Source organism: Shewanella sp. MF08487 (assembly GCF_050848685.1).
Classification (GTDB): domain Bacteria; phylum Pseudomonadota; class Gammaproteobacteria; order Enterobacterales; family Shewanellaceae; genus Shewanella; species Shewanella glacialipiscicola.
In genome coordinates this window covers 38345-58605 of sequence record NZ_JBOZPB010000004.1, presented here as the reverse complement: position 1 = coordinate 58605, position 20261 = coordinate 38345, and the positions used below count along the sequence as shown (strand labels likewise).

The following is a 20261-nucleotide window of genomic DNA, read 5'->3' as shown; positions in this document are numbered from 1 at the left end:
GTATATTTTTTTAATCCAAGATACTGACGCTAATTCCTCCATGAAATTTTTTGTCATTGCACTCATAGTGCTACTCGCTTTACTGCAATTTCGACTTTGGTCGGGAGATAATAGCCTGCCCGAATATTTCGTCCTGCAAAAGCAAATTGCCGCTCAGCAAGAGGGGAATGCCAAACTCAATGAACGTAACCAAGTGCTTAAGGAAGAAATAATCGACTTGAAAAGTGGCTCTGAAGCCATTGAAGAACGTGCGCGCAACGAACTCGGTATGGTGAAAGAAGGTGAAACCTTTTATCGCGTCGTGGGTGGTGATCGCTCAGTATCTAATCCATCTCAGTAATGTGGAGTTAGGATGACAGCGTTAGAATGTCTCGAACATGGATTAACCACATCAGCTGATCTTGCACGTCAATCTGAGCATGCTGTGGTAGCGATAGTACCCGCAGCCGGCATTGGCAGCCGTATGGGCGCGGATAGACCTAAACAATACCTTGAAGTATGTGGCCAAAGTATTCTTGCTCATACCTTAGATAAGCTGTTGTCTCACCCGCACATTTCTCAAGTGATCGTCGCCTTACATTCGAACGATACTATCTTCGATACCCTGCCACAGGCCGTGCACCCCAAATTAATTACAGTAATAGGTGGCGGTGAGCGCGCCGATTCTGTGTTGGCGGCCTTGCAACGGGCGCCGCAAAACAGTTGGGCTTTAGTGCATGACGCGGCAAGACCTTGTTTAACCGCGACGGATATCGATAAGTTACTCGCATCCCGAGTGCAATTTCCCCAAGGCGCTATTTTGGCTATGCCTGTGCGCGATACCATGAAGCGCGCCAATAAACAGGGTGAAATCAGTGCCACTGTATGTCGCGATAATTTATGGCATGCATTGACGCCGCAGTTATTTCAGGCAGCGCAGCTAAAAGATTACCTCAATGCCGCTATGGCCGCAGGTGCAGTAGTGACAGATGAGGCTTCGGCGATGGAATGGGCGGGCATCTCACCAGGACTGGTTTCTGGCCGTGCTGATAATATAAAAGTAACGCATCCCGACGATTTAGGGCTAGCCGAACTGTTTTTGATGCGTGCCGTAAAATAGTCATAATCAAAGTAAAATAATACGTTAGGAATATTAAATGAAAATCCGTATCGGCCATGGTTTCGATGTTCATAAGTTTGGCGCGGCGCAACCCTTAATTCTGTGTGGCGTTGAAGTCCCCTATGAAACAGGCCTAGTTGCACATTCAGATGGTGATGTGGTACTGCATGCTATTTCTGATGCCATCCTCGGTGCTTTAGCGCTTGGTGACATAGGAAAACATTTCCCCGATACCGATGCCGCCTATAAGGGGGCCGATAGCCGCGTATTACTGCGTCATTGTTATGCTTTAGCGAAGGAGAAAGGCTTTGTGCTAGGCAATCTTGACGTCACTATCATAGCCCAAGCTCCTAAAATAGCGCCGCACATTGAGGCTATGCGCCAGATATTGGCCGCCGATTTAACCGCGGAACTTGACGACATTAACGTCAAAGCTACCACGACTGAACAGCTAGGATTTACCGGGCGAAAAGAAGGTATTGCGGTAGAAGCCGTGGTATTGATGACCCGTAAACACGATTAACTTAAGAGTAAAAACGTCCCATGAGCGAATTACATTATCTGTATGGCAAACCTTTAGGTACAGCAGATCTAAGAACCCAAAATAGCGATTTTATCGTGAAAGAGATTTTACCTTTTAGCCCAACAGGTGAAGGTGAACATCACATGCTGCATGTGCGTAAAGAAGGCCTTAATACAGTACAAGTGGCTGAGATGATCGCTAAGTTCGCTAAAGTGCATCCAAAAGAAGTCACTTACGCTGGGCAAAAAGATAAAAATGCCATCACGGAACAATGGTTTGGTGTACGTATACCAGGTAAAGAAACACCGCTTTGGAACGATCTCAATAGCGAGCGTTTGACCATTTTATCAAGCAGTCGCCACAGTAAAAAACTGCGTATTGGTGCTTTGCTGGGCAACCGTTTTATTTTAACGCTGCGAAATGTCACCCATGTTGAAGACATTATTAGTCGTATCGAAAAAGTAGCTCAAGTGGGCGTGCCTAATTACTTTGGTGAGCAACGCTTTGGTCACGATGGTAAAAATTTAGTGTTGGGTCGCCAAATGATGGCAGGTAAAAAAGTTAAAGATAGAAATAAGCGCAGCATGTATTTGTCTGCCGTGCGCTCAAATTTATTTAATACCGTTGTGTCATACCGTTTAGCCAACCATGGCACTAAGCCTCTCGCGGGTGATTGTGTGATGTTAGCGGGCAGCAAAAGCTTTTTTGTTACGCCGGAATGGGATCTCATCGTATTGAAACGTCTGATTGAAAAAGATATTCAACTATCAGCGCCATTGTGGGGCCGCGGCATGATGTTGCCTCAAGGCGAAGCCGCTGCGGTAGAAACTTTGGCTTTGACTGAGTTAGCTGAAGATTGTTATGGTCTTGAACATGCAGGATTAGAGCAGGAGCGTCGTCCATTACTGCTTGAGCCCCAAGCCCTGAAATACGAACAAACCGCCGATGGTCTCGTGTTGGAGTTTGTGTTGCCTGCTGGCAGTTTCGCGACATCGTTATTGAGAGAATTAGTTAATTATCAAGATGTGAAAGAGCAGCAATGGCAAGCGACACTGGTGCAAGAGCCTGCATCTGAGGCTACGAGTGTTGACATAGCGACGAATACGATAGCACCTAACACTGAAGCATCATCTAGCACTGAAGCTGCATCATGATCCGTATCCTTGTAAGTAATGATGATGGAATTCATGCGCCGGGTATCAAAGCGTTATCCGAGGCAATGGCTGAAATTTCCACTGTATTGACTGTGGGGCCTGATCGTAATTGTTCGGGGGCAAGTAACTCATTAACCTTGACTAATCCATTAAGAATTAATAAGTTAGATAATGGTTATATTTCAGTCCACGGTACACCTACCGATTGCGTTCATTTAGCGATTCGAGAATTGTATGATGGCGAGCCCGATATGGTGGTGTCTGGCATCAATGCGGGGGCAAATATGGGCGATGATACCTTGTATTCAGGTACGGTTGCTGCGGCAATGGAAGGGCGTTTTTTAGGTTTTCCTGCAGTTGCCATTTCGCTTGATGGCCGAAATTTTGAGCATTATCAAACTGCGGCTGTATATGCACGGCGGATAGTACAAGGATTACTCGCTCATCCTTTGGCAAAGGACCAGATTTTAAATGTCAACGTACCTGATTTGCCTCTTGAGCAAATCAAAGGCATAAGAGTCACTCGCCTTGGCGCTCGAGATAAGGCCGAGGGCGTTGTACGCACCCAAGATCCTGCAGGACGAGAGATATTTTGGCTTGGACCTCCGGGGCAAGAGCAGGACGCGAGTGAAGGCACTGATTTTCATGCCATCGCCAATGGTTATGTTTCTATTACACCTTTGACGGTAGATTTGACCGCTTATGGACAATTATCGGCATTGCAAAATTGGGTAGATAAAATATGACTCGAGTTGCCTTAACATCGGCAGTGAATTTAGCTAAAAAGCTTCATGATGCGGGCATCCGCAATCAAGCCGTGTTAAAGGCGATATCGTGTACACCACGGGAAATGTTTCTCGATAATGCTTTAGCCCACAAAGCCTATGAAAATACCGCTTTGCCAATTGGGCAAGGGCAAACTATCTCACAGCCTTATATTGTGGCTCGTATGACGGAGTTGCTGCTGCATAAAATGCCGCAGCGTGTGCTAGAGGTCGGCACAGGATCGGGCTATCAGGCGGCAGTGTTAGCGCAGTTAGTCCCGCAACTGTGTACCATTGAGCGGATAAAAAGCTTGCAAATTCAAGCTAGGCAGCGTTTAAAGCGCTTAGACTTACATAATGTATCATTCAAATACGGCGATGGTTGGTTAGGTTGGTCTAATCGTAGTCCGTTTGATGCCATTATGGTGACAGCGGCAGCGGCAACAATCCCCGAGGCGCTATTGTCACAACTCACTGAGGGCGGTGTGTTAGTTTTACCAGTCGGGGAAGATACCCAGCAATTGATGCGGATTACCCGAACAGCAGATCGCTTTAGCTCTGAAATTATCGAAACGGTTAAATTTGTGCCACTGATTAACGGGGAGTTGGCTTAATCTGGCATTATGGCCTTGTCCTATATCAATATTTTGTCGGCCGCACTTTTCTCATCATAAACAGTAATCCAACCCTACCAAGGAGTTTTTATTGTTAAATGCGGGTTTACTCTTAAACCTATGTTTTGTATTTCTGCTTGTAGGCTGTAGCTTTCAGGCCAGCCGTCCTGCACCTGTCGAAAATGCTTCCCATAGTTATGCTAAAAATGGCAGAGGCCACATTAAATCGAATTCATATAAAGTTAAAAAAGGCGACACGCTTTACTCTATTTCGTGGGCGGCAGGAAAAGATTTCTCTGAAATAGCCAAATTAAACCAATTAGATAACGCTTATACAATTTATCCCGGACAGGTGTTATCTCTCACAACGGCTAAGAACAGCGTTAAGTCAAAACCACCGACTATAGATAGCGGAGCCACGACGGCTAAGGGGGGGCAGGGAGGTAAAGGTATTACAGATCAGTCTGTTAAGTCGATTTCTAAAGCTGATACCCAGTTAAAGCAAGAACAAAAAATAACACTTGATCAGAAAGTAAAGTCTGCGTACTCTGTAACAAGTTCAAAACAAATTGTTAACGATGTTCGGGGCGCACCTACTTCTACACTGCCAGCGAGCGTGAGTCGGTGGGAGTGGCCAGTACAAGGAACATTAATAGGAACTTACTCTGCCAATGAGCAGGGAAATAAAGGAATTAAGATCGCTGGCAATCGAGGAGATATCATCAAAGCTGCTGCAGATGGGCGGGTGGTATATGCAGGAAGTGCTCTTCGGGGTTACGGTAATTTAGTTATTATTAAACACAGTGACGATTATCTGAGTGCTTATGCTCACACGGATACGATCTTAGTTAAAGAGAAGCAACATGTCCTCGCTGGACAAACCGTTGCAAAAATGGGTAATACAGGTGCTAATCGGGTAATGCTACATTTTGAAATTCGTTACCATGGAAAATCTGTAAACCCACTTACTTATTTACCTAAACAATGATTGTTTGGGGCCTTGTTGGCAAATGGAGGATATAAAATTGTAATAATTCAGCAATTTAATTAGGTTTGGGAGATTTAATCATGAGCCGCATAAATAGCACTGCCGCAAAAGCACTAGTCGATTTTTCCATTGAAACCACAGACATTGATCTGGAAAAAGACGCGAACCCTGATTTAGTCCAAGAGCTAGGTATAGAACAACAGGTTCAAGAAGACCTACAAAAAAATCTTGATGCCACTCAACTTTATCTAGGTGAGATCGGTTTTTCCCCGTTGCTAAGCGCAGAAGAAGAAGTTTACTTTTCCCGTAAAGCTTTAAAAGGCTGTGCCAAATCCCGCAATCGCATGATCGAAAGTAATTTACGTCTGGTAGTTAAGATTGCACGTCGTTACAATAATCGTGGTTTAGCTCTGCTTGATCTTATTGAAGAAGGCAATTTAGGCTTAATTCGCGCCGTTGAGAAGTTTGATCCCGAAAGAGGTTTCCGTTTTTCAACCTATGCGACTTGGTGGATTAGACAAACCATTGAGCGCGCTATCATGAATCAGACTCGTACTATCCGTTTGCCCATCCATGTTGTTAAAGAGTTGAACGTGTACTTGCGTACTGCCCGCGAGTTAGCACAAAAACTCGATCACGAGCCTACAGCCGAAGAAATCGCTGAAAAATTACAGGTTTCTAGTTCAGATGTTAGTCGTATGCTTAAATTGAATGAAAAAATTACCTCTGTGGATACCCCATTAGGCGGTGATAGCGAGAAGGCATTACTGGATATTTTAGCCGATGATGATAGCGTTGGTCCTGATTATAAAGTGCAAGATGAAGACATTTCTAACTCAATTGTTAAGTGGCTTAATGAGCTAAATACTAAGCAAAGAGAAGTATTAGCCCGTCGTTTTGGTTTGTTAGGTTATGAACCTTCTACGCTTGAAGATGTGGGGGCTGAAATTGGGTTAACTCGTGAACGCGTGCGCCAAATTCAAGTAGAAGCGCTAAAACGTTTACGGGACTTATTGGGATCACAAGGTCTATCGGTTGAGGCTTTATTTAGAGACTAAGGGCAGTTTTTGCTTCTCTTTGGATAATCGCCAGCCATCCTATTGGCACTTGATGCGGTAAATGAAGTAAAACGCCCACGATTGTGGGCGTTGTTGTTTTTACATTTCCATCAATATCAGGCTTATCCAGCGCATTAATTCAACCAAGCCGTTTAGCTCAAACGTTTCAGCTCATAGAGTAAATCAAGTGCCTGTTTTGGACTTAGATTATCTGGGTTGATACTGCTTAACTTCGTTAACGCTGGGTTTTCAAGAGGCTCAGATAGCGCGAGTAAGCTTTGAATTGGCATTTTTGCGCTTTCTGATTGATGATCTCGGCTCTCTAATTGTTGTAGCTTATGTTTGGCTGCTTTAATCACTTTACTAGGGACACCAGCCAGCGCTGCAACTTGCAAACCGTAACTTTTACTGGCCGCGCCTTCCTGTACAGCATGCATAAATGCAATGGTGTCTTCGTGCTCGATAGCATCAAGGTGTACGTTATAAACACCGGTAATAAGTTCAGGTAACTGAGTAAGCTCAAAATAATGTGTTGCGAATAATGTCATGGCGCCGACTTGTTGGGCTAAATATTCTGCTGCTGACCAAGCGAGCGATAAGCCATCATAGGTGGATGTCCCGCGGCCAATTTCATCCATTAACACTAAGCTGCTAGCCGTTGCATTGTGCAAAATATTAGCAGTTTCAGTCATCTCCACCATAAAGGTTGAGCGACCAGATGCCAGATCGTCTGATGCACCAATACGAGTAAATATGCGATCGATTGGTCCAATAAGGGCATAATCTGCCGGAACAAAACAGCCAATATGTGCCATAAGCGTAATCAAGGCCATTTGGCGCATGTACGTTGATTTACCACCCATATTGGGGCCTGTAACAATCAACATACGTCTTTGTGGGTGCAAGGTTACTGGGTTAGCGATAAAAGGTGTTTGGCTGACGCGCTCAACCACAGGGTGACGACCAGCATTAATCTGTACGCCAATTTCTAGGCTTAATTCAGGGCAGGTGTAGCCTAAGGTTTCTGCGCGCTCGGCAAAGTTACTTAACACATCAAGCTCAGCTGCTGCCCGTGCAAAAGCTTGTAATTCATGTAATTTTGGTAAGATTAGATCGAATAACTGTTCCCATAACTGCTTTTCGAGTGCCAGCGCTTTACCTTGGCTCGACAACACTTTTTCTTCGTACACCTTAAGTTCGGGCGTGATATAACGCTCCATATTTTTAAGGGTTTGACGGCGTTGGTAATCAAGCGGTACTTGTGCTGATTGTAGGCGGCTTACTTCAATGTAATAACCGTGTACGCGGTTATAACCTACTTTAAGTGTATTGATACCGGTACGTTCTTTTTCTCTGGCTTCGAGTTGTACTAAGTAATCACTCGCTCCTTCACTCAGTGCCCGCCATTCATCTAATTCGCCGTTGTAGCCTTCACGGATCACACCGCCATCGCGGATAAGCATAGGTGGATTATCCACTATCGCGCGCTCGAGTAGCGTTTGTTGCTCAGGAAATTCGCCCAAGTATTGACATAGTTTGACTGTATGCGGTGCGCTTAGTGTGCTTAAACTCTGTTGCAACGCAGGCAAAAGACTCAGTGCTTGGCGTAAACGGGCGAAATCCCTTGGACGCGCGGTGCGCAGGGCGAGTCTTGCCATAATACGTTCAATATCGCCAAGTGCTTTTAGCTGTTCATGCAGGCTCTCGTACGCGGCGTTATCGAGCAGTTCTGTTATAGCCTGTTGGCGAGCGCGAATTTGATTTGGATCTCGCAGCGGTTGATGGATCCAGCGCTGTAACATGCGGCTGCCCATAGGCGTAGCTGTGTTATCTAAAACGGCGGCTAAGGTATTATCGCGCCCACCGGCAAGATTTTGGGTGAGTTCTAGATTACGACGCGTTGCGGCATCCAGTACTATGCTATCGCTTTGATTGAAGCGAGTAATGGCATTGATATGGGGCAGAGCTGTGCGCTGGGTATCTTTGACATATTGCATCAAACAACCAGCCGCCTGTAAGGATAGACGTGCGTCAGCGACCCCAAAACCATGCAAGTCTTTCGTACCAAACTGGGTCAGCAATAATTTAAGACTAGTGTCGTAATCAAACTCCCATTCCGGGCGACGGCGTTTACCTTTAAAACCGCTGAGCAGCCTAAGCTCACCAAAATCTTCACTGTAGAGAATTTCTACTGGGTTTGTGCGCTGTAACTCAGCTTCTAATGACTCTATAGTGTCAAGTTCAGCAATAACAAAACGTCCAGATGACACATCTAACGTCGCATAACCAAAGCCGATTTTACCTTGATAAACTGCCGCTAACAGGTTGTCTTGGCGTTCTTGCAGCAGTGCTTCGTCGGTTAATGTTCCTGGCGTGACAATACGCACGACTTTACGTTCAACCGGCCCTTTAGAGGTTGCAGGATCGCCAATTTGTTCGCATATGGCAACCGACTGGCCAATTTGAACTAATTTTGCAAGATAGCCTTCTACAGCATGGTAAGGGAGCCCTGCCATGGGAATAGGATCGCCACCACTTTTACCACGCGCAGTAAGTGAAATGCCCAATAATTCAGATGCTCGTTTAGCATCATCATAAAACAACTCGTAAAAGTCACCCATTCGGTAGAAAAGCAACATGTCGTGATGTTCTGCTTTCATCGTCAAGTATTGACGCATCATAGGGGTATGTTTTTCTAAATCATTGGTATCAATTGCATTCATTAAATCGTTATCGTCCGTTGTGGCTGCCTAAAGGCGATATCAGTTTGCTAGGGTCATTAGGCGCTATGTTAGCAGAAGACCGCAGTATAAGTTTCAGCTTTAAAGTTCACTCAAAATTAGTTACGCCAATCTTAGCAATAATTTATCGAAAATTGCGCCCTTAAGCATGCATATTCGGTAAAGTGATAGCTTATCTGATTTTATATTCGCTAAAACCTTAGCCAGATTGAAAAATATCCTAAGCTAAAAATAATTCAGCCACAGGTCTTGATACTGTATGATTGTACAGTATACTAGTCAGCAGAATTAAGGCAAAAAGCCCTGCTTTTTGAATTACCCGTTTTTAAATTGAATATCACTTTTGACAGCTTATTGGCTTGTCTTAATGAGGGAACTGGAATGAAGGTCGATCCAAATAAAGAGAAAGCACTTGCTGCAGTATTGAGCCAGATTGAAAAACAATTTGGTAAAGGCTCCATCATGAAGCTGGGCGAAGATCGCTCAATGGATGTTGAGACCATTTCTACCGGTTCTCTGTCTTTGGACGTCGCTCTGGGTGCGGGTGGTTTACCTATGGGTCGTATTGTTGAGATTTACCAAAGCCAAACTTTAAGTGGTTCACCTAGATTAACCCCCTCTTTAATGGCAGCCTAGAACAAGTTAGACGCAAAGAACCGGTTCATAGCGTTTCCAATATTCTAATGTGATATGAGCTGTATATACTAATAATTGGTGATGATGAATAAATATTCACCTTGAGTCAAAAATTATGCAAGGGTTGTAACATGTCTAAAACAGATGAAAATAAACAAAAAGCACTTGCCGCAGTGTTAAGTCAAATTGAAAAGCAATTCGGTAAAGGTTCGATCATGAAGTTGGGCGAAGACCGCACAATGGATGTTGAAACTATCTCTACCGGCTCACTTTCATTAGACGTCGCGTTAGGTGCAGGCGGACTCCCCTTAGGTCGAATAGTGGAGGTGTATGGGCCTGAGAGTAGTGGCAAAACTACTTTGACATTGGAAGTTATTGCTGCTGCGCAGCGAGAAGGTAAGGTCTGTGCCTTTATTGATGCAGAACATGCCTTAGACCCTATTTATGCCAAAAAATTAGGCGTAGATATTGATAACCTTTTATGTTCTCAGCCTGATACAGGTGAACAAGCACTAGAAATTTGTGATGCTTTAACTCGCTCAGGTGCTGTAGACGTTATTGTTGTCGACTCTGTTGCTGCGTTAACCCCAAAAGCTGAAATTGAAGGCGAAATTGGTGATTCACACATGGGCTTAGCGGCTCGTATGATGAGCCAAGCAATGCGTAAGCTGGCTGGTAACTTGAAGCAGTCAAATACTTTACTTATTTTTATTAACCAAATTCGTATGAAAATTGGTGTCATGTTTGGTAACCCAGAAACGACCACTGGTGGTAATGCGCTTAAGTTTTACGCTTCAGTTCGTCTTGATATTCGCCGTACAGGTGCGATTAAAGAAGGTGATGAAGTTGTCGGTAACGAAACACGCGTTAAAGTGGTTAAAAACAAGATTGCCGCGCCATTTAAACAGGCTGAGTTTCAAATTCTTTATGGTCAAGGTATTAACCGTACGGGCGAGTTAGTCGATTTAGGCGTTGCCCATAAATTGATTGAAAAAGCAGGTGCTTGGTACAGCTATAAAGGCGATAAAATCGGTCAAGGCCGTGCTAACGCGGGTAAATACTTACTTGAACATCCTGAAGTGGCACAAGAAATTGATACGACATTACGTGCGATGCTATTAAGTTCAAAAGCGCCAGCTAGCTCATCTGCTAGTGATGAAAATATTGATTTAGAAACTGGTGAAGTTTTCTAATTTAAGACTGGATGTGGTATAAAAGGGGCTAACAATTAGCTCCTTTTTCAGTTAATAACAGAGCAAAAGTAATTTGAACCGAAACCGCTCTAAAAAATCAAGAAAGTTTTCTGATATAAAGGAGTTAAAATCCTTAGATAAGTCATTCTTGCGATGTTTTGATGAGTCATTTGAAGAGTATGTATCAAAAACACTGAACACTACTATAACAGGTGACGATGCTATCTATAGCAGATTATACACTTTCTTAACCTTCCTAGTGAGTAAAAACTCCCAATCTACGATTAGACTTATTAGGAAGTTGAATAGTGTTGGTCATGCAGAAGTTGCTCATCTAGATTGGCAATTTTCCTTAGATGCATATAGAGAACACGTAATAAAAACTTATGGCAAAGGTACTAATGCCAAAAATTATCTTTCAATCCTCTCATCTTTCCTCAAACACTCCGCGTCTAATGGTATTTGGCCTCACGGCCTTAGGATTAAAGGTTTAAAATCACCTCCCAGACTAGCCCGTTCTATGGTCACCAATAATGTTGCTAGACCTAAGGAAGGGATACCTGAAGTCGAAAGCGTAATTAATGAGTTAGGTTTAGATAGTGATAATAATCAAATTAGATCAATGCTATCCAGCGTTATGAGCGCAACAGGGGTAAAAATTAAGTCGACTGATGATTTGATTAGAGCCACCTGTGTTTTTTTAAATGACAATCTAAAACTTATTAGAATAAACGCAGAAAAGCGGCTTCGTACGATTATTGCAAAGCATTTACTTGCCATCCGCTCAGCGAATAAAAAACAAAATATTGAGATAGCCGCCAAGATTCATGAATTATTGCTCTATCGTGAAGAGCTGGTCTCGTCTGGAGTTGGCTCAACATTAAAGTTTCAGGAAATAACCTTATTAATTGAAAGTTACGGAATTGATGGCCTATCGGCTTATATATATCACTATCAAGAAGGAGTCGTTCCTCGGGATTCCGTTGAGAAAAAAGAACCTCGAAGATACCATAATCGTAAGCTTTATAGTTATTTAAGCCGACGATGCCGAGTTATGGGAGGTAATTTAATCATTGATATTAACAACCATTTTAACCTTCATTCAGAAGCACAAATTTTAGCTCAATGTATTTTGTATATTGATACTTCAAATAATGAGTCTAGTATTCGCTACCTAAACAGTGATTGTTTAGTTGAAAATGAGGGTGTGTATCATTTAATTGATAATAAAAACCGTGCGAATATGTCAAAGAGACGTATAGGGCTAACAAAAGCTGATCCGAATGAGGAGCGTATTGACGTACTAGTGTTTGAAGGTTGCGAACGATTGAGGCTCGGTGTCCCTAAAGTCATAAGGTATCTCCAGTCCGCAACAAGCCGCTACAGGAATATGGCGAAAGATCACAATCAAAATCGTTTATTCTTAACTTTGTACAAGAATCAAAACAAAAATAATAGTGGTTACTTTCCTGCCCCTTTAAGTGCTGGAGCAAGTACAAAGTCTTTTGCCAAAGTCATAGCTGATTTGACTCATGGTGCCGTTCAGGTACCCCCCAGTATGATGAGGCAAAGCAGTATGCAATTAACGGCCCTATTAACTAAAGATCCTCTTAGGGTTATGAAACAAGGTAGGCATACTAATATGTCCTCAACCTCAGCTTACTTGCAGCACTTAGCATTGAATTTCAACTATGAACTTGATATTCGTAAGTTTCAAAATTCACTAGAGGCTCTAGTAACGATGCAGATTGATGAGTTTGTTGATTTTGCCGGTATTGATCGTAGTGACTACCTTGCTAGTGTTGAAGGGGCCAAGAAAATCTTAAATAGTCAGTTCGGTGGGGTGTATTGTACGGATCCAATCGACGGGCCGTATACCAAAAAAGGCCAAGCCTGTAATAAGGTTGAGTTTTGCCCTACCTGTACCAATAGGCGACCAGTGCTTGTTGCCAGCAAGCACTCTATATTGAATACTTTATTGTGGAATGCTGCATTAGAGTATGCCTTTGATCAACTTAGTGAAGCAGAGATGATGAAGTGGCAGTTGTGGAAGGTATTTAATAATTACGCAATCGATGCATACAGGCGTAACCAAGATGTTCGCTTCGAATTATCTGGTGCGGAGACGCTTTTTAATCTGCAGAAAGACGAAAACCCATATTTGAAGGTCTTCAACTTGTGAGAGTGAACAAAATCGCGTTAAAGAAGCTTGAAGTGGTGATTGACCTTAGCAATATCGAAGCTCCTGTTTGTGATAAACTTTTAAGTCCATTTAGTGACAATAAATGGATATTGTTACTTGATGGAGAAAAAGATGAAATTGATTTTGAGCTAGTATTAGATTGTCAATTATTACTTGTTGACGAGCCTGAATTACTTAAGACCGTAAAATGGCTAGTGCTGTTATCTGTTGTTGACTCTAGAGCCACCAATCAGCCATTGGATAGTCACCAGTCAATCAAGAAGTATTTAGCTAAAATAATGTATTTCATTCGATTTTTAAGATGGCAGCAAGATATACGTAATCCTAAAAATGCGACATCAGAAATGGTTCGTGATTTTGCTCAGAACTTGTACCTAACTACAGCTCATAACTTAGGGTTTATGGAAAGATTCCAGGCGCATGTAAATATGTCTAGAGGCGACCTATCCAGGTATGTCAAGATGAGTCTCTATCCAAAAGTGAGACAACAGACCCTTTTTAATATTGAGCATTTAATGTTTGACCTTGGCATCCCAACAAATAGTTGGAGTAATTTCAAAGAGTTGGCTGACATTTCGGATGATTTAAGAGTTGATTATAACTCGAAAGGTTTCACAAATCAGGTGAATTCTGGCAAAAAAAAATCAGTATACGCCTTAAATACAATGGGGACGGTTGTTAAGCAAATCTCTGCGCTAAATAGAACACTACGGCTTGCTACTCGCTACCCTGATCTGCTTCCTATGATGCCTTCGGATATTCCTCCGATATCGAACTGTGAAATCAGAGCAATTAACAAAAAGGCTGGCTCAAACGTCAAAACAAAAGATGTTCCCTTTTTTATTATGAAAAAGGCAGTAGAGCGTTCTATTGAGTTTATTCTTCATTATGGCAAGCCATTGTTAGAAAAGCGCGATGACGCACTAGAGAAGTTTGCTAAGTTAGCGTCTTTTAAACCTCACTATAATACAGCTGATTTAGCCAAGGAATACTTTCGAAAGAACCCTATTGCAGTTGAAGGGTATAAAGATTCATTTCCTCCTATTCTGTTCACTAATTTCGATAGAAGCACAGCAAAGAACTCTAGTGAAGCGGATCGAAAAAAGTGGTCGGAAGTGGCTAAGTTACGTGCTAGTGGCTGGACATTAAAACAGATTGCAGATGAATATAAAACATACAAAAGCACCATCAGTAATTGGATTCAAAAACATCATGAATCACATGATAAACAAGCGCAAAATTATGGTTTAGCAACTTTTTTATACCGTCATATGATGGTGGCTATTGAAATCGTTCTTTGCTTTTTTACTGCTCGTCGAAGCTCTGAAATTATGTCTTTAAAAGCGGGATGTATTAGTACGACGGAGTCTGGCCATTGGATTGATATGTATGTGGCGAAAACATACCAAGTTAATGACCAGTTTCCCGCAACTAATTTAATGAAAATATGCATTGAGTTGCTTGAAGAGATTAGTCGTCCTGCCCGAGAAATAACTGATGACGATAACCTGTGGCAATATAAAAATATGACCAACGATGATGTATCGCAGTATTGGTTTAAGGTACACCGAAGCGCATACTTCGAATTCATAGGTATAAAAGATGACTATCTTTGGCAGTTTAGTGAGCATCAATTTCGCCGCTTCTTCGCCGGCGTTTTTGTAAACCATTTTGGCGGAAGTGTTGATGCACTAAGGTACCATCTTCGGCACACTGATATTGCGATGACATTTGAATATCTTAATTCTACTAGTGAAGATGCAACGCAGGAGGCCTTTACTCGTATAGCTATGATTGATGTGCTAGAAGAGCACAACAGGCAGAGTGGCTTATTTGATTCAGCATCTGATATTGGTGAGAAATTTAATGAATGTGCAAAAAGTATCACATCAATTACTGAGAACCGTGTCAGGATGGCGTATGAGCAATTTATCAAGGAGGATGATATTGTCTTCGAAATGATTGAGGAAGGTCTTTGTGTGGGAAATACAAGTGGTAGAAAAAGCAAGTCTAAGTGTATCTCCGGAAATGAAATGGCGCACACTTTAACTGCCAATCGTGAGCAGTGTCATGGATGCCCAAACAAACTACCTTTAGCTAACTGGAACTATAAAAACTTGGAAGAGCAGTGTCTACTAAATCCTGAAGACTCGGTTATATTTAATGCCGTCCTGGCTAATAGGTAACAAGAATGGGCAACACAGAAGCCGCCAATAGAGCTAACTTGGAAGCAATTCAAGCTAAAATAGATAACAAAATTGACGTCATCAGAAGTGTCATCCAAAAAGATGATGAACTTAAATCGTTTCTCGAAGAGCTTGCTGATAAAAATGGAAAAGTTAGCGTTAATTGGTTTTGTTCTTTGAATTGTCAAAAGCGGAATCTACAGTCCTTTAGCAAGTCATCTAAAACTTACAGAATGAATGCTAACAGGATACAGGATCAAGTTGAATCCCTTAAAAATGCAACTAGGCTCCTTAGTAAGTCCACTGCAAGTGATAAAATTGATTACGAATCGCTTTATCGCGAGATGCTATTCAGGAACGCCGCATTAACTGAGGATTTACTTAATCAACAGGAGCTTATAATTCAGCGTGAGGAAGAGTTTAGCCGAAAAAATGCCTTAATTTGTGATCTCAGAGAACGGATTGCTAAGTGTGAATGCGAAAAAAGAGAATTGATGGCTAAGATGACAAATTATTCAGTAACAACAATAGCTCAGATCAAATTGTAGGGGCGGAATTTGAGATTTTTTTTACATACCTCCAGCCAGCAGTATTTTGATAAATTTAGCAATGGGTTACTTGTGGGTTTTCCCAATGGGCACGTTTATTGGCCGGCGACCGAATTTTTAATGAGTCGAGCCAAAACAGTATCGAAGGATACCAGCTATTGCAATGCGTTATACCTTGTCAAATTTTTCAACTATTTATTTCGAATTACAGCTCTGAACGAAAAAAGCGATAGTAAGTCGTTTGAAAGAAAAATTAATGCTGTTAATTCAATCGACTTAGATAAATATTTTGACTTTCTTCAGCAGGGCAAATATAAAATTCAGGTGGACTCAGCAAACCAAAACTTAAGTGCAGTAGTAGGTTTTTTTTGGTGGTTACAGATTAACTCCAAAACAGATGTTAAATATTTATGCGGCTGGGCTGACACAGAAAGAGGCATTCCTGCTCATCAAATCAAAGTGTTACCTGGTGAAGGGGAGAGAGAATACCGTAGTCCTTATAGAAAACGTGTAGCCTCATCATGCGGGCCTCAGTTTGTACCAACTCGAAATCATATCAACCTTCTTTCTGAACTGGTCCTTCAACGTGCTAGTCAAGCAGCACCTAAAAATAGTGATGACATGGAATACATGTATCGTATTCGTAATCTACTCGTTTTTGATTGGATGTCGCAAGCCGGTCTCCGCAGTGAGGAGACACGATTACTACAATGTGAAACAATTGAGCAGGCGTTAGAGCAAGCTAAGGCGGAAGCAGATGGCTTGCAAAAACAGTTGGCTATTCTCAAGGGAGTTGAATACGAACCTAAAACGATTAACAAAATGTTCAATGTTCTGGTAAAGCATGGAGCTAAAAATGATAAACAGCGTATGGTGCAGGTGACTCCTGATCTGCTTGAAAGAACATTGAGTTATATATCCTTCGAACGCAAAATGATTTTGAAAGTGGGACACTGCAAGGATAGTGGAGAGGTGTTTGTAACAACGGCCAATAAGCGCAAGAATAGCTCTGCCAGGATGTCAGATACTTATATATCATCGATTGTAACTTTTGAGCTCTCTGTGAATGATACAAAGAAAAGAGTGATGGGGGGAAAGATAAGTAAGCCGATTAAAATCACCCCTCATGCTTTACGTCGATATGCAATAACAAGCTATGGCTGTTTATTGTTAGAGATTGAGCAGCAGAGGAGTCGCGCGATCGGTAGGTTGTCTGATACTGATTACGACAATATGTTAAATAAGTTAAAACGCTTTGCTGGTCATAACAGTGCAGATACTACACTACAATACTATTTTGATCTCTCACAATCGCTTGTAAAGAGTAAGTTAGGTGCTACAAGAGCTGAAATCGAATATCAAAAGCAGATATTGGCGACTTTAGAAAATGAATTAATATAGAGCACCCGATTCAACTATTTAATGCATCATCACCATGTTCAGAAAGTAGTCGGTTCATAATTCTGTGTCACACTACCACCAAGAGAGCGACTATAACAATGTCATTTATCGCAAGGTATAATTGATAATCATGCTGTTCAACTCGACCACAATACTCTGTGCCTCTATCGGTCAATATTCGCAGCATAGGAGTAACTGTTCTGGTTTAATTACATCGGACACTTAATTTTTAGACAGATGTAAATGCCATTAAAATGTACAAACATTTAAATGACATCAGTTATATCTACTGCCGCAATAGCTCAAAGAGAAAATAACGTAATCTAGCGGTTAAACAGCTGCTCTATATGTACAAAAAGTATTTTAAATCTCTCAGTTTCACTATTACAGATAAAATCAATTGGCCTTGTACCATTAAATGGTTTATTAAGATTGACCATGTTCATAAACCCATAGACATTTTCAGGATTACTGAATAGCGTACTTAAACTAGCGTGAATATTTAGTATATAACTAACTCTTTCAACTTGTTCTCGACTAAAACTTACTTGTTCAAAATCAAGCTCGCTATAGTTTTCAGGTAACTTGAGTACTGCTTGAACTTGCTGTTGATTGCAGCTCCATTTTTCCAATATTCGCAATACAGTCCCCATCGCAACCTTAACAACGCTTGATTCGATACAATCAATCTCTTTCATATGGTCCCCAGTTTTTGTTGCTTCATAAATTGTGTATCTTCAGCCTAAACAGGCGTTAAGCCAACGAGTATGAGAATACCATTTTAGGAGGAATTGCCACCCGTAAGAAAAAATACAATTAAATGTGCCTTAACATCAAAAAGGTGAGTTGAAAGTAGATACCACCTTTTCTCTAAAGCCACCTAAAATCTCAAAAGAAGGCGAATGCACCCAAGTGAGGTCTCGATTGTTAGGTAGTGCTAAACTGGGTAATTGTGATTCATTTATGTGTCGTGTACTAAGCCTAACTTTTTTCGCACCTTGAAATGGGGCACTGGCTCGTAATATTTCGCTTTCTCTTTGCTTTATGGAGACCGCAACAGTTTCAGATCCCCTAAATATAACTGGCACATCTGGTATCTCTTCAGCTATACGATTCGCAAACTCTACAAGCTTTGGTGCTGCATAAGTGTATAGCCAAGCTTCTTGGCTTATAGCATTATTCACTCTTAAAATTCTGCCTAATACTTGCCTGAAATAGAGCTCGGTTTTGACTCTACTTAGGTGGCAGCACACTTGCAATCGAGGGATGTCTGTACCTTCGCTTATCATGCCTACACTGACTATCCAGTTCGTTGTGCTGCTACGAAACTCATTGATTTTAAGTGAAGGTAGATCTTCTTTATAGGTGACTATTTCGGCGGTTTTTCCATATTCATTTCTGAGTATGCTCAGAATATATGCAGCATGCTCTACCGATGATGCAACGACAAGTCCTGCAGCATTAGGGTTGTGTTGTCTGATGTCGTCAAGTTTATTGGTCGCTAGCGTTAATGCATGCCGAATGGCTACATCATTTTTGATGATCGATTGGTAAGAAACAAGTGAACCTTTGAATAGAGAATCTAGGCTATTAAACGTCTTAGTTTCATTTTCTTCGTCTGTAACTGAAATTTTGTCATTATCGATTAATACAATTTGAGGTCTACGACATACACCGTCTGCAACAGCTTCCTTCAGGCCATAAACATAGTCACATTGTATTTGATTGTCAGGATCTGTATATCGAGACAGGACAATCGGAGCTTGATCTGAACGCCAAGGCGTACCTGTCAACGCTAGGGTGTATTGCGCTTGGTCTTGTATGTTGAGTAGGATTTCTTCCCCCCATGCATTCGTATCTTCGAGAGAACTCCCCGCGCAATGATGAATTTCATCAAAGATTACGAGTACTCGATTTCTTTTTAGTAGCTGCCAGAAGTCCTCTTTAAAGGCCAACATTCCTTGATAAGTATAAGAGCAACCAATCGAACCGATAACACCATCAAATCGGCATCCTAAACGATTTGAAAAGGTCTGTTTCATCCCTTGAGAGATATTTACTGAAGGGGAAAAGCACAAGACAAAGTCGATCAAGTTTTTTTCATATAGTTTTGCAGCAACTTCGGCTGCCATAATAGATTTACCAGCACCTGGTGTTGCTAAGCAAAGGAAATGTCTGTCTATAGCACGAAAGTGTCTTAGAGCGCGTTTAACGCACTCTGATTGCCATTGTCTAAGTTGCATCTAGGTTACTTTTTGAAGATGGGTGATAGCTGATTTGATCGCTTTGATTTGTCCAAGTAGCTTTGAGCTTGTTTCTCGAGCCTGTAAGTACTGGGATTCGAGGTGTGCCTTCATGTCAGGAAAGGATTGATATAAACGCATATACTCTTCGGACTCCCCGATGCTCGCCAGTAAATCGATTTCGGATTGCTTGAGGCGTTCTTCTAATTGCTGAATGGCATTACCTTTTTCCGTGTTTCTTGTTGGCGCCTCTGTAGGTGCAGCTTCTTCTGCGTTCTGCAGGATAAAGTTTGTTTGGGAAAATTTCTCTGTCTTTTTATAAGTTATTCCCCTCGTCTGTTCATCCACATTCTTATCAAAGATCCCCTTTTTCACTAGTCTGTGGATCTGACGATAAATGAAATTGTACGTATCACCAACACTAGGACTGCTAGTTGAATCAGCAAGATAAGTGTCTCTTAAATCCGTTATTTGGAAATTGTTGAAGCTCTCGTCCTGGAGAATAGTATGCAATGTCGTGCATATTTTGATTGAAGCTTTAGACATGACGTTCTCACAAGGCTCTATTGCTCACTCTTTCTGAGCGTTAGATGGACATAAAAAACAATTGCGGATTATAGTCCGTGGCTTTGTAAGCCGCAACTTTAGATAGTCTTTCATTTTTAATGAGATTAAAAATGAAAGACTTAGCAATCCAATTTGGCTTGAAATTACGGCAAAAACGGAAAGAATTGGGTATTTCTCAAGATAAATTGGCGCTTTTAGCTGAGATTGATCGCAGTTATGCGGGGAGAATCGAGCGTGGAGAAGTCAATATCACGCTTGAAAAGGCTTATCAGTTGGCGGAAGTATTAGATTGCGATATCAGGCAACTCTTGCCCTAGGGGGCTCACTAATGGATTTCTAATGG

18 protein-coding genes and 1 pseudogene are annotated in these 20261 nt (G+C 41.8%); 15 read left to right on the top strand and 4 right to left on the bottom strand.

Features of this window, described 5'->3' with window-relative positions; genetic code table 11:
- Positions 1 to 40: 40 nt before the first annotated feature.
- The 8 genes from ftsB (at position 41) to rpoS (ending at position 6200) form a co-directional block, all read left to right on the top strand.
- Complete coding sequence (ftsB, locus tag ACRN9H_RS04085) at positions 41 to 340, top strand: cell division protein FtsB (RefSeq protein WP_432312570.1); 300 nt, start codon at positions 41 to 43, stop codon at positions 338 to 340.
- Between the two features lie 12 nt (positions 341 to 352).
- Complete coding sequence (ispD, locus tag ACRN9H_RS04080) at positions 353 to 1099, top strand: 2-C-methyl-D-erythritol 4-phosphate cytidylyltransferase (RefSeq protein WP_432312569.1); 747 nt, start codon at positions 353 to 355, stop codon at positions 1097 to 1099.
- A 37-nt stretch (positions 1100 to 1136) separates the two neighbouring features.
- Entirely contained in the window at positions 1137 to 1622 is a 486-nt protein-coding gene (gene ispF, locus ACRN9H_RS04075) for a 2-C-methyl-D-erythritol 2,4-cyclodiphosphate synthase (protein WP_432312568.1), read from the top strand.
- 20 nt (positions 1623 to 1642) lie between these two features.
- Positions 1643 to 2776, top strand: a complete 1134-nt coding sequence (gene truD / locus ACRN9H_RS04070; protein WP_432312567.1) for a tRNA pseudouridine(13) synthase TruD — start codon at positions 1643 to 1645, stop codon at positions 2774 to 2776.
- On the top strand, positions 2773 to 3522 hold the full coding sequence (gene surE, locus ACRN9H_RS04065) for a 5'/3'-nucleotidase SurE (protein ID WP_432312566.1): 750 nt from the start codon (positions 2773 to 2775) through the stop codon (positions 3520 to 3522). Before truD ends, surE begins: the two co-directional genes overlap by 4 nt.
- Complete coding sequence (locus ACRN9H_RS04060) at positions 3519 to 4154, top strand: protein-L-isoaspartate(D-aspartate) O-methyltransferase (RefSeq protein WP_432312565.1); 636 nt, start codon at positions 3519 to 3521, stop codon at positions 4152 to 4154. Before surE ends, ACRN9H_RS04060 begins: the two co-directional genes overlap by 4 nt.
- Before the next feature lie 91 nt (positions 4155 to 4245).
- Positions 4246 to 5142 carry a peptidoglycan DD-metalloendopeptidase family protein gene (locus ACRN9H_RS04055; protein ID WP_432312564.1) on the top strand — a complete coding sequence of 299 codons (897 nt, stop codon included), beginning with the start codon at positions 4246 to 4248 and terminating at the stop codon, positions 5140 to 5142.
- Between the two features lie 80 nt (positions 5143 to 5222).
- Positions 5223 to 6200 carry an RNA polymerase sigma factor RpoS gene (rpoS, locus tag ACRN9H_RS04050; protein ID WP_220773576.1) on the top strand — a complete coding sequence of 326 codons (978 nt, stop codon included), beginning with the start codon at positions 5223 to 5225 and terminating at the stop codon, positions 6198 to 6200.
- Positions 6201 to 6352: 152 nt separating this feature from the next.
- On the opposite strand, the gene mutS is transcribed toward rpoS, so the two are convergent.
- Complete coding sequence (gene mutS / locus ACRN9H_RS04045) at positions 6353 to 8923, bottom strand: DNA mismatch repair protein MutS (RefSeq protein ID WP_432312563.1); 2571 nt, start codon at positions 8921 to 8923, stop codon at positions 6353 to 6355.
- 399 nt (positions 8924 to 9322) lie between these two features.
- On the opposite strand from mutS, the pseudogene recA (ACRN9H_RS04040) reads away from it, so the two are divergent.
- The 6 genes and pseudogenes from recA (ACRN9H_RS04040) to ACRN9H_RS04015 form a co-directional block, all read left to right on the top strand.
- Positions 9323 to 9574 (top strand): annotated as a pseudogene (recA, locus tag ACRN9H_RS04040) (recombinase RecA); the annotation flags it as partial.
- A gap of 134 nt (positions 9575 to 9708) precedes the next feature.
- Complete coding sequence (gene recA, locus ACRN9H_RS04035; RefSeq protein WP_432312562.1) at positions 9709 to 10770, top strand: recombinase RecA; 1062 nt, start codon at positions 9709 to 9711, stop codon at positions 10768 to 10770.
- A 73-nt stretch (positions 10771 to 10843) separates the two neighbouring features.
- Entirely contained in the window at positions 10844 to 12952 is a 2109-nt protein-coding gene (locus ACRN9H_RS04030; RefSeq protein ID WP_432312561.1) for a hypothetical protein, read from the top strand.
- On the top strand, positions 12949 to 15159 hold the full coding sequence (locus ACRN9H_RS04025) for a hypothetical protein (RefSeq protein ID WP_432312560.1): 2211 nt from the start codon (positions 12949 to 12951) through the stop codon (positions 15157 to 15159). Before ACRN9H_RS04030 ends, ACRN9H_RS04025 begins: the two co-directional genes overlap by 4 nt.
- A 5-nt stretch (positions 15160 to 15164) precedes the next feature.
- Complete coding sequence (locus ACRN9H_RS04020) at positions 15165 to 15707, top strand: hypothetical protein (RefSeq protein WP_432312559.1); 543 nt, start codon at positions 15165 to 15167, stop codon at positions 15705 to 15707.
- Between the two features lie 9 nt (positions 15708 to 15716).
- Positions 15717 to 17108, top strand: coding sequence for a hypothetical protein (locus tag ACRN9H_RS04015; protein WP_432312558.1), 1392 nt, complete (start codon positions 15717 to 15719; stop codon positions 17106 to 17108).
- Between the two features lie 323 nt (positions 17109 to 17431).
- Here the strand turns inward: ACRN9H_RS04015 and ACRN9H_RS04010 are convergent, their stop codons facing one another.
- The 3 genes from ACRN9H_RS04010 to ACRN9H_RS04000 form a co-directional block, all read right to left on the bottom strand.
- On the bottom strand, positions 17432 to 17806 hold the full coding sequence (locus ACRN9H_RS04010; RefSeq protein WP_432312557.1) for a hypothetical protein: 375 nt from the start codon (positions 17804 to 17806) through the stop codon (positions 17432 to 17434).
- A 135-nt stretch (positions 17807 to 17941) separates the two neighbouring features.
- On the bottom strand, positions 17942 to 19351 hold the full coding sequence (locus ACRN9H_RS04005; RefSeq protein WP_432312556.1) for a DEAD/DEAH box helicase: 1410 nt from the start codon (positions 19349 to 19351) through the stop codon (positions 17942 to 17944).
- Positions 19352 to 19897 (bottom strand): response regulator, encoded by a 546-nt coding sequence (locus tag ACRN9H_RS04000; protein WP_432312555.1) that lies wholly within the window; start codon positions 19895 to 19897, stop codon positions 19352 to 19354.
- Positions 19898 to 20028: 131 nt separating this feature from the next.
- Between ACRN9H_RS04000 and ACRN9H_RS03995 the strand changes: the two genes are divergently transcribed.
- A complete protein-coding gene (locus ACRN9H_RS03995) occupies positions 20029 to 20235 on the top strand; it encodes a helix-turn-helix domain-containing protein (RefSeq protein ID WP_432312554.1) in 207 nt (68 codons plus the stop codon).
- Positions 20236 to 20261 lie beyond the last annotated feature (26 nt).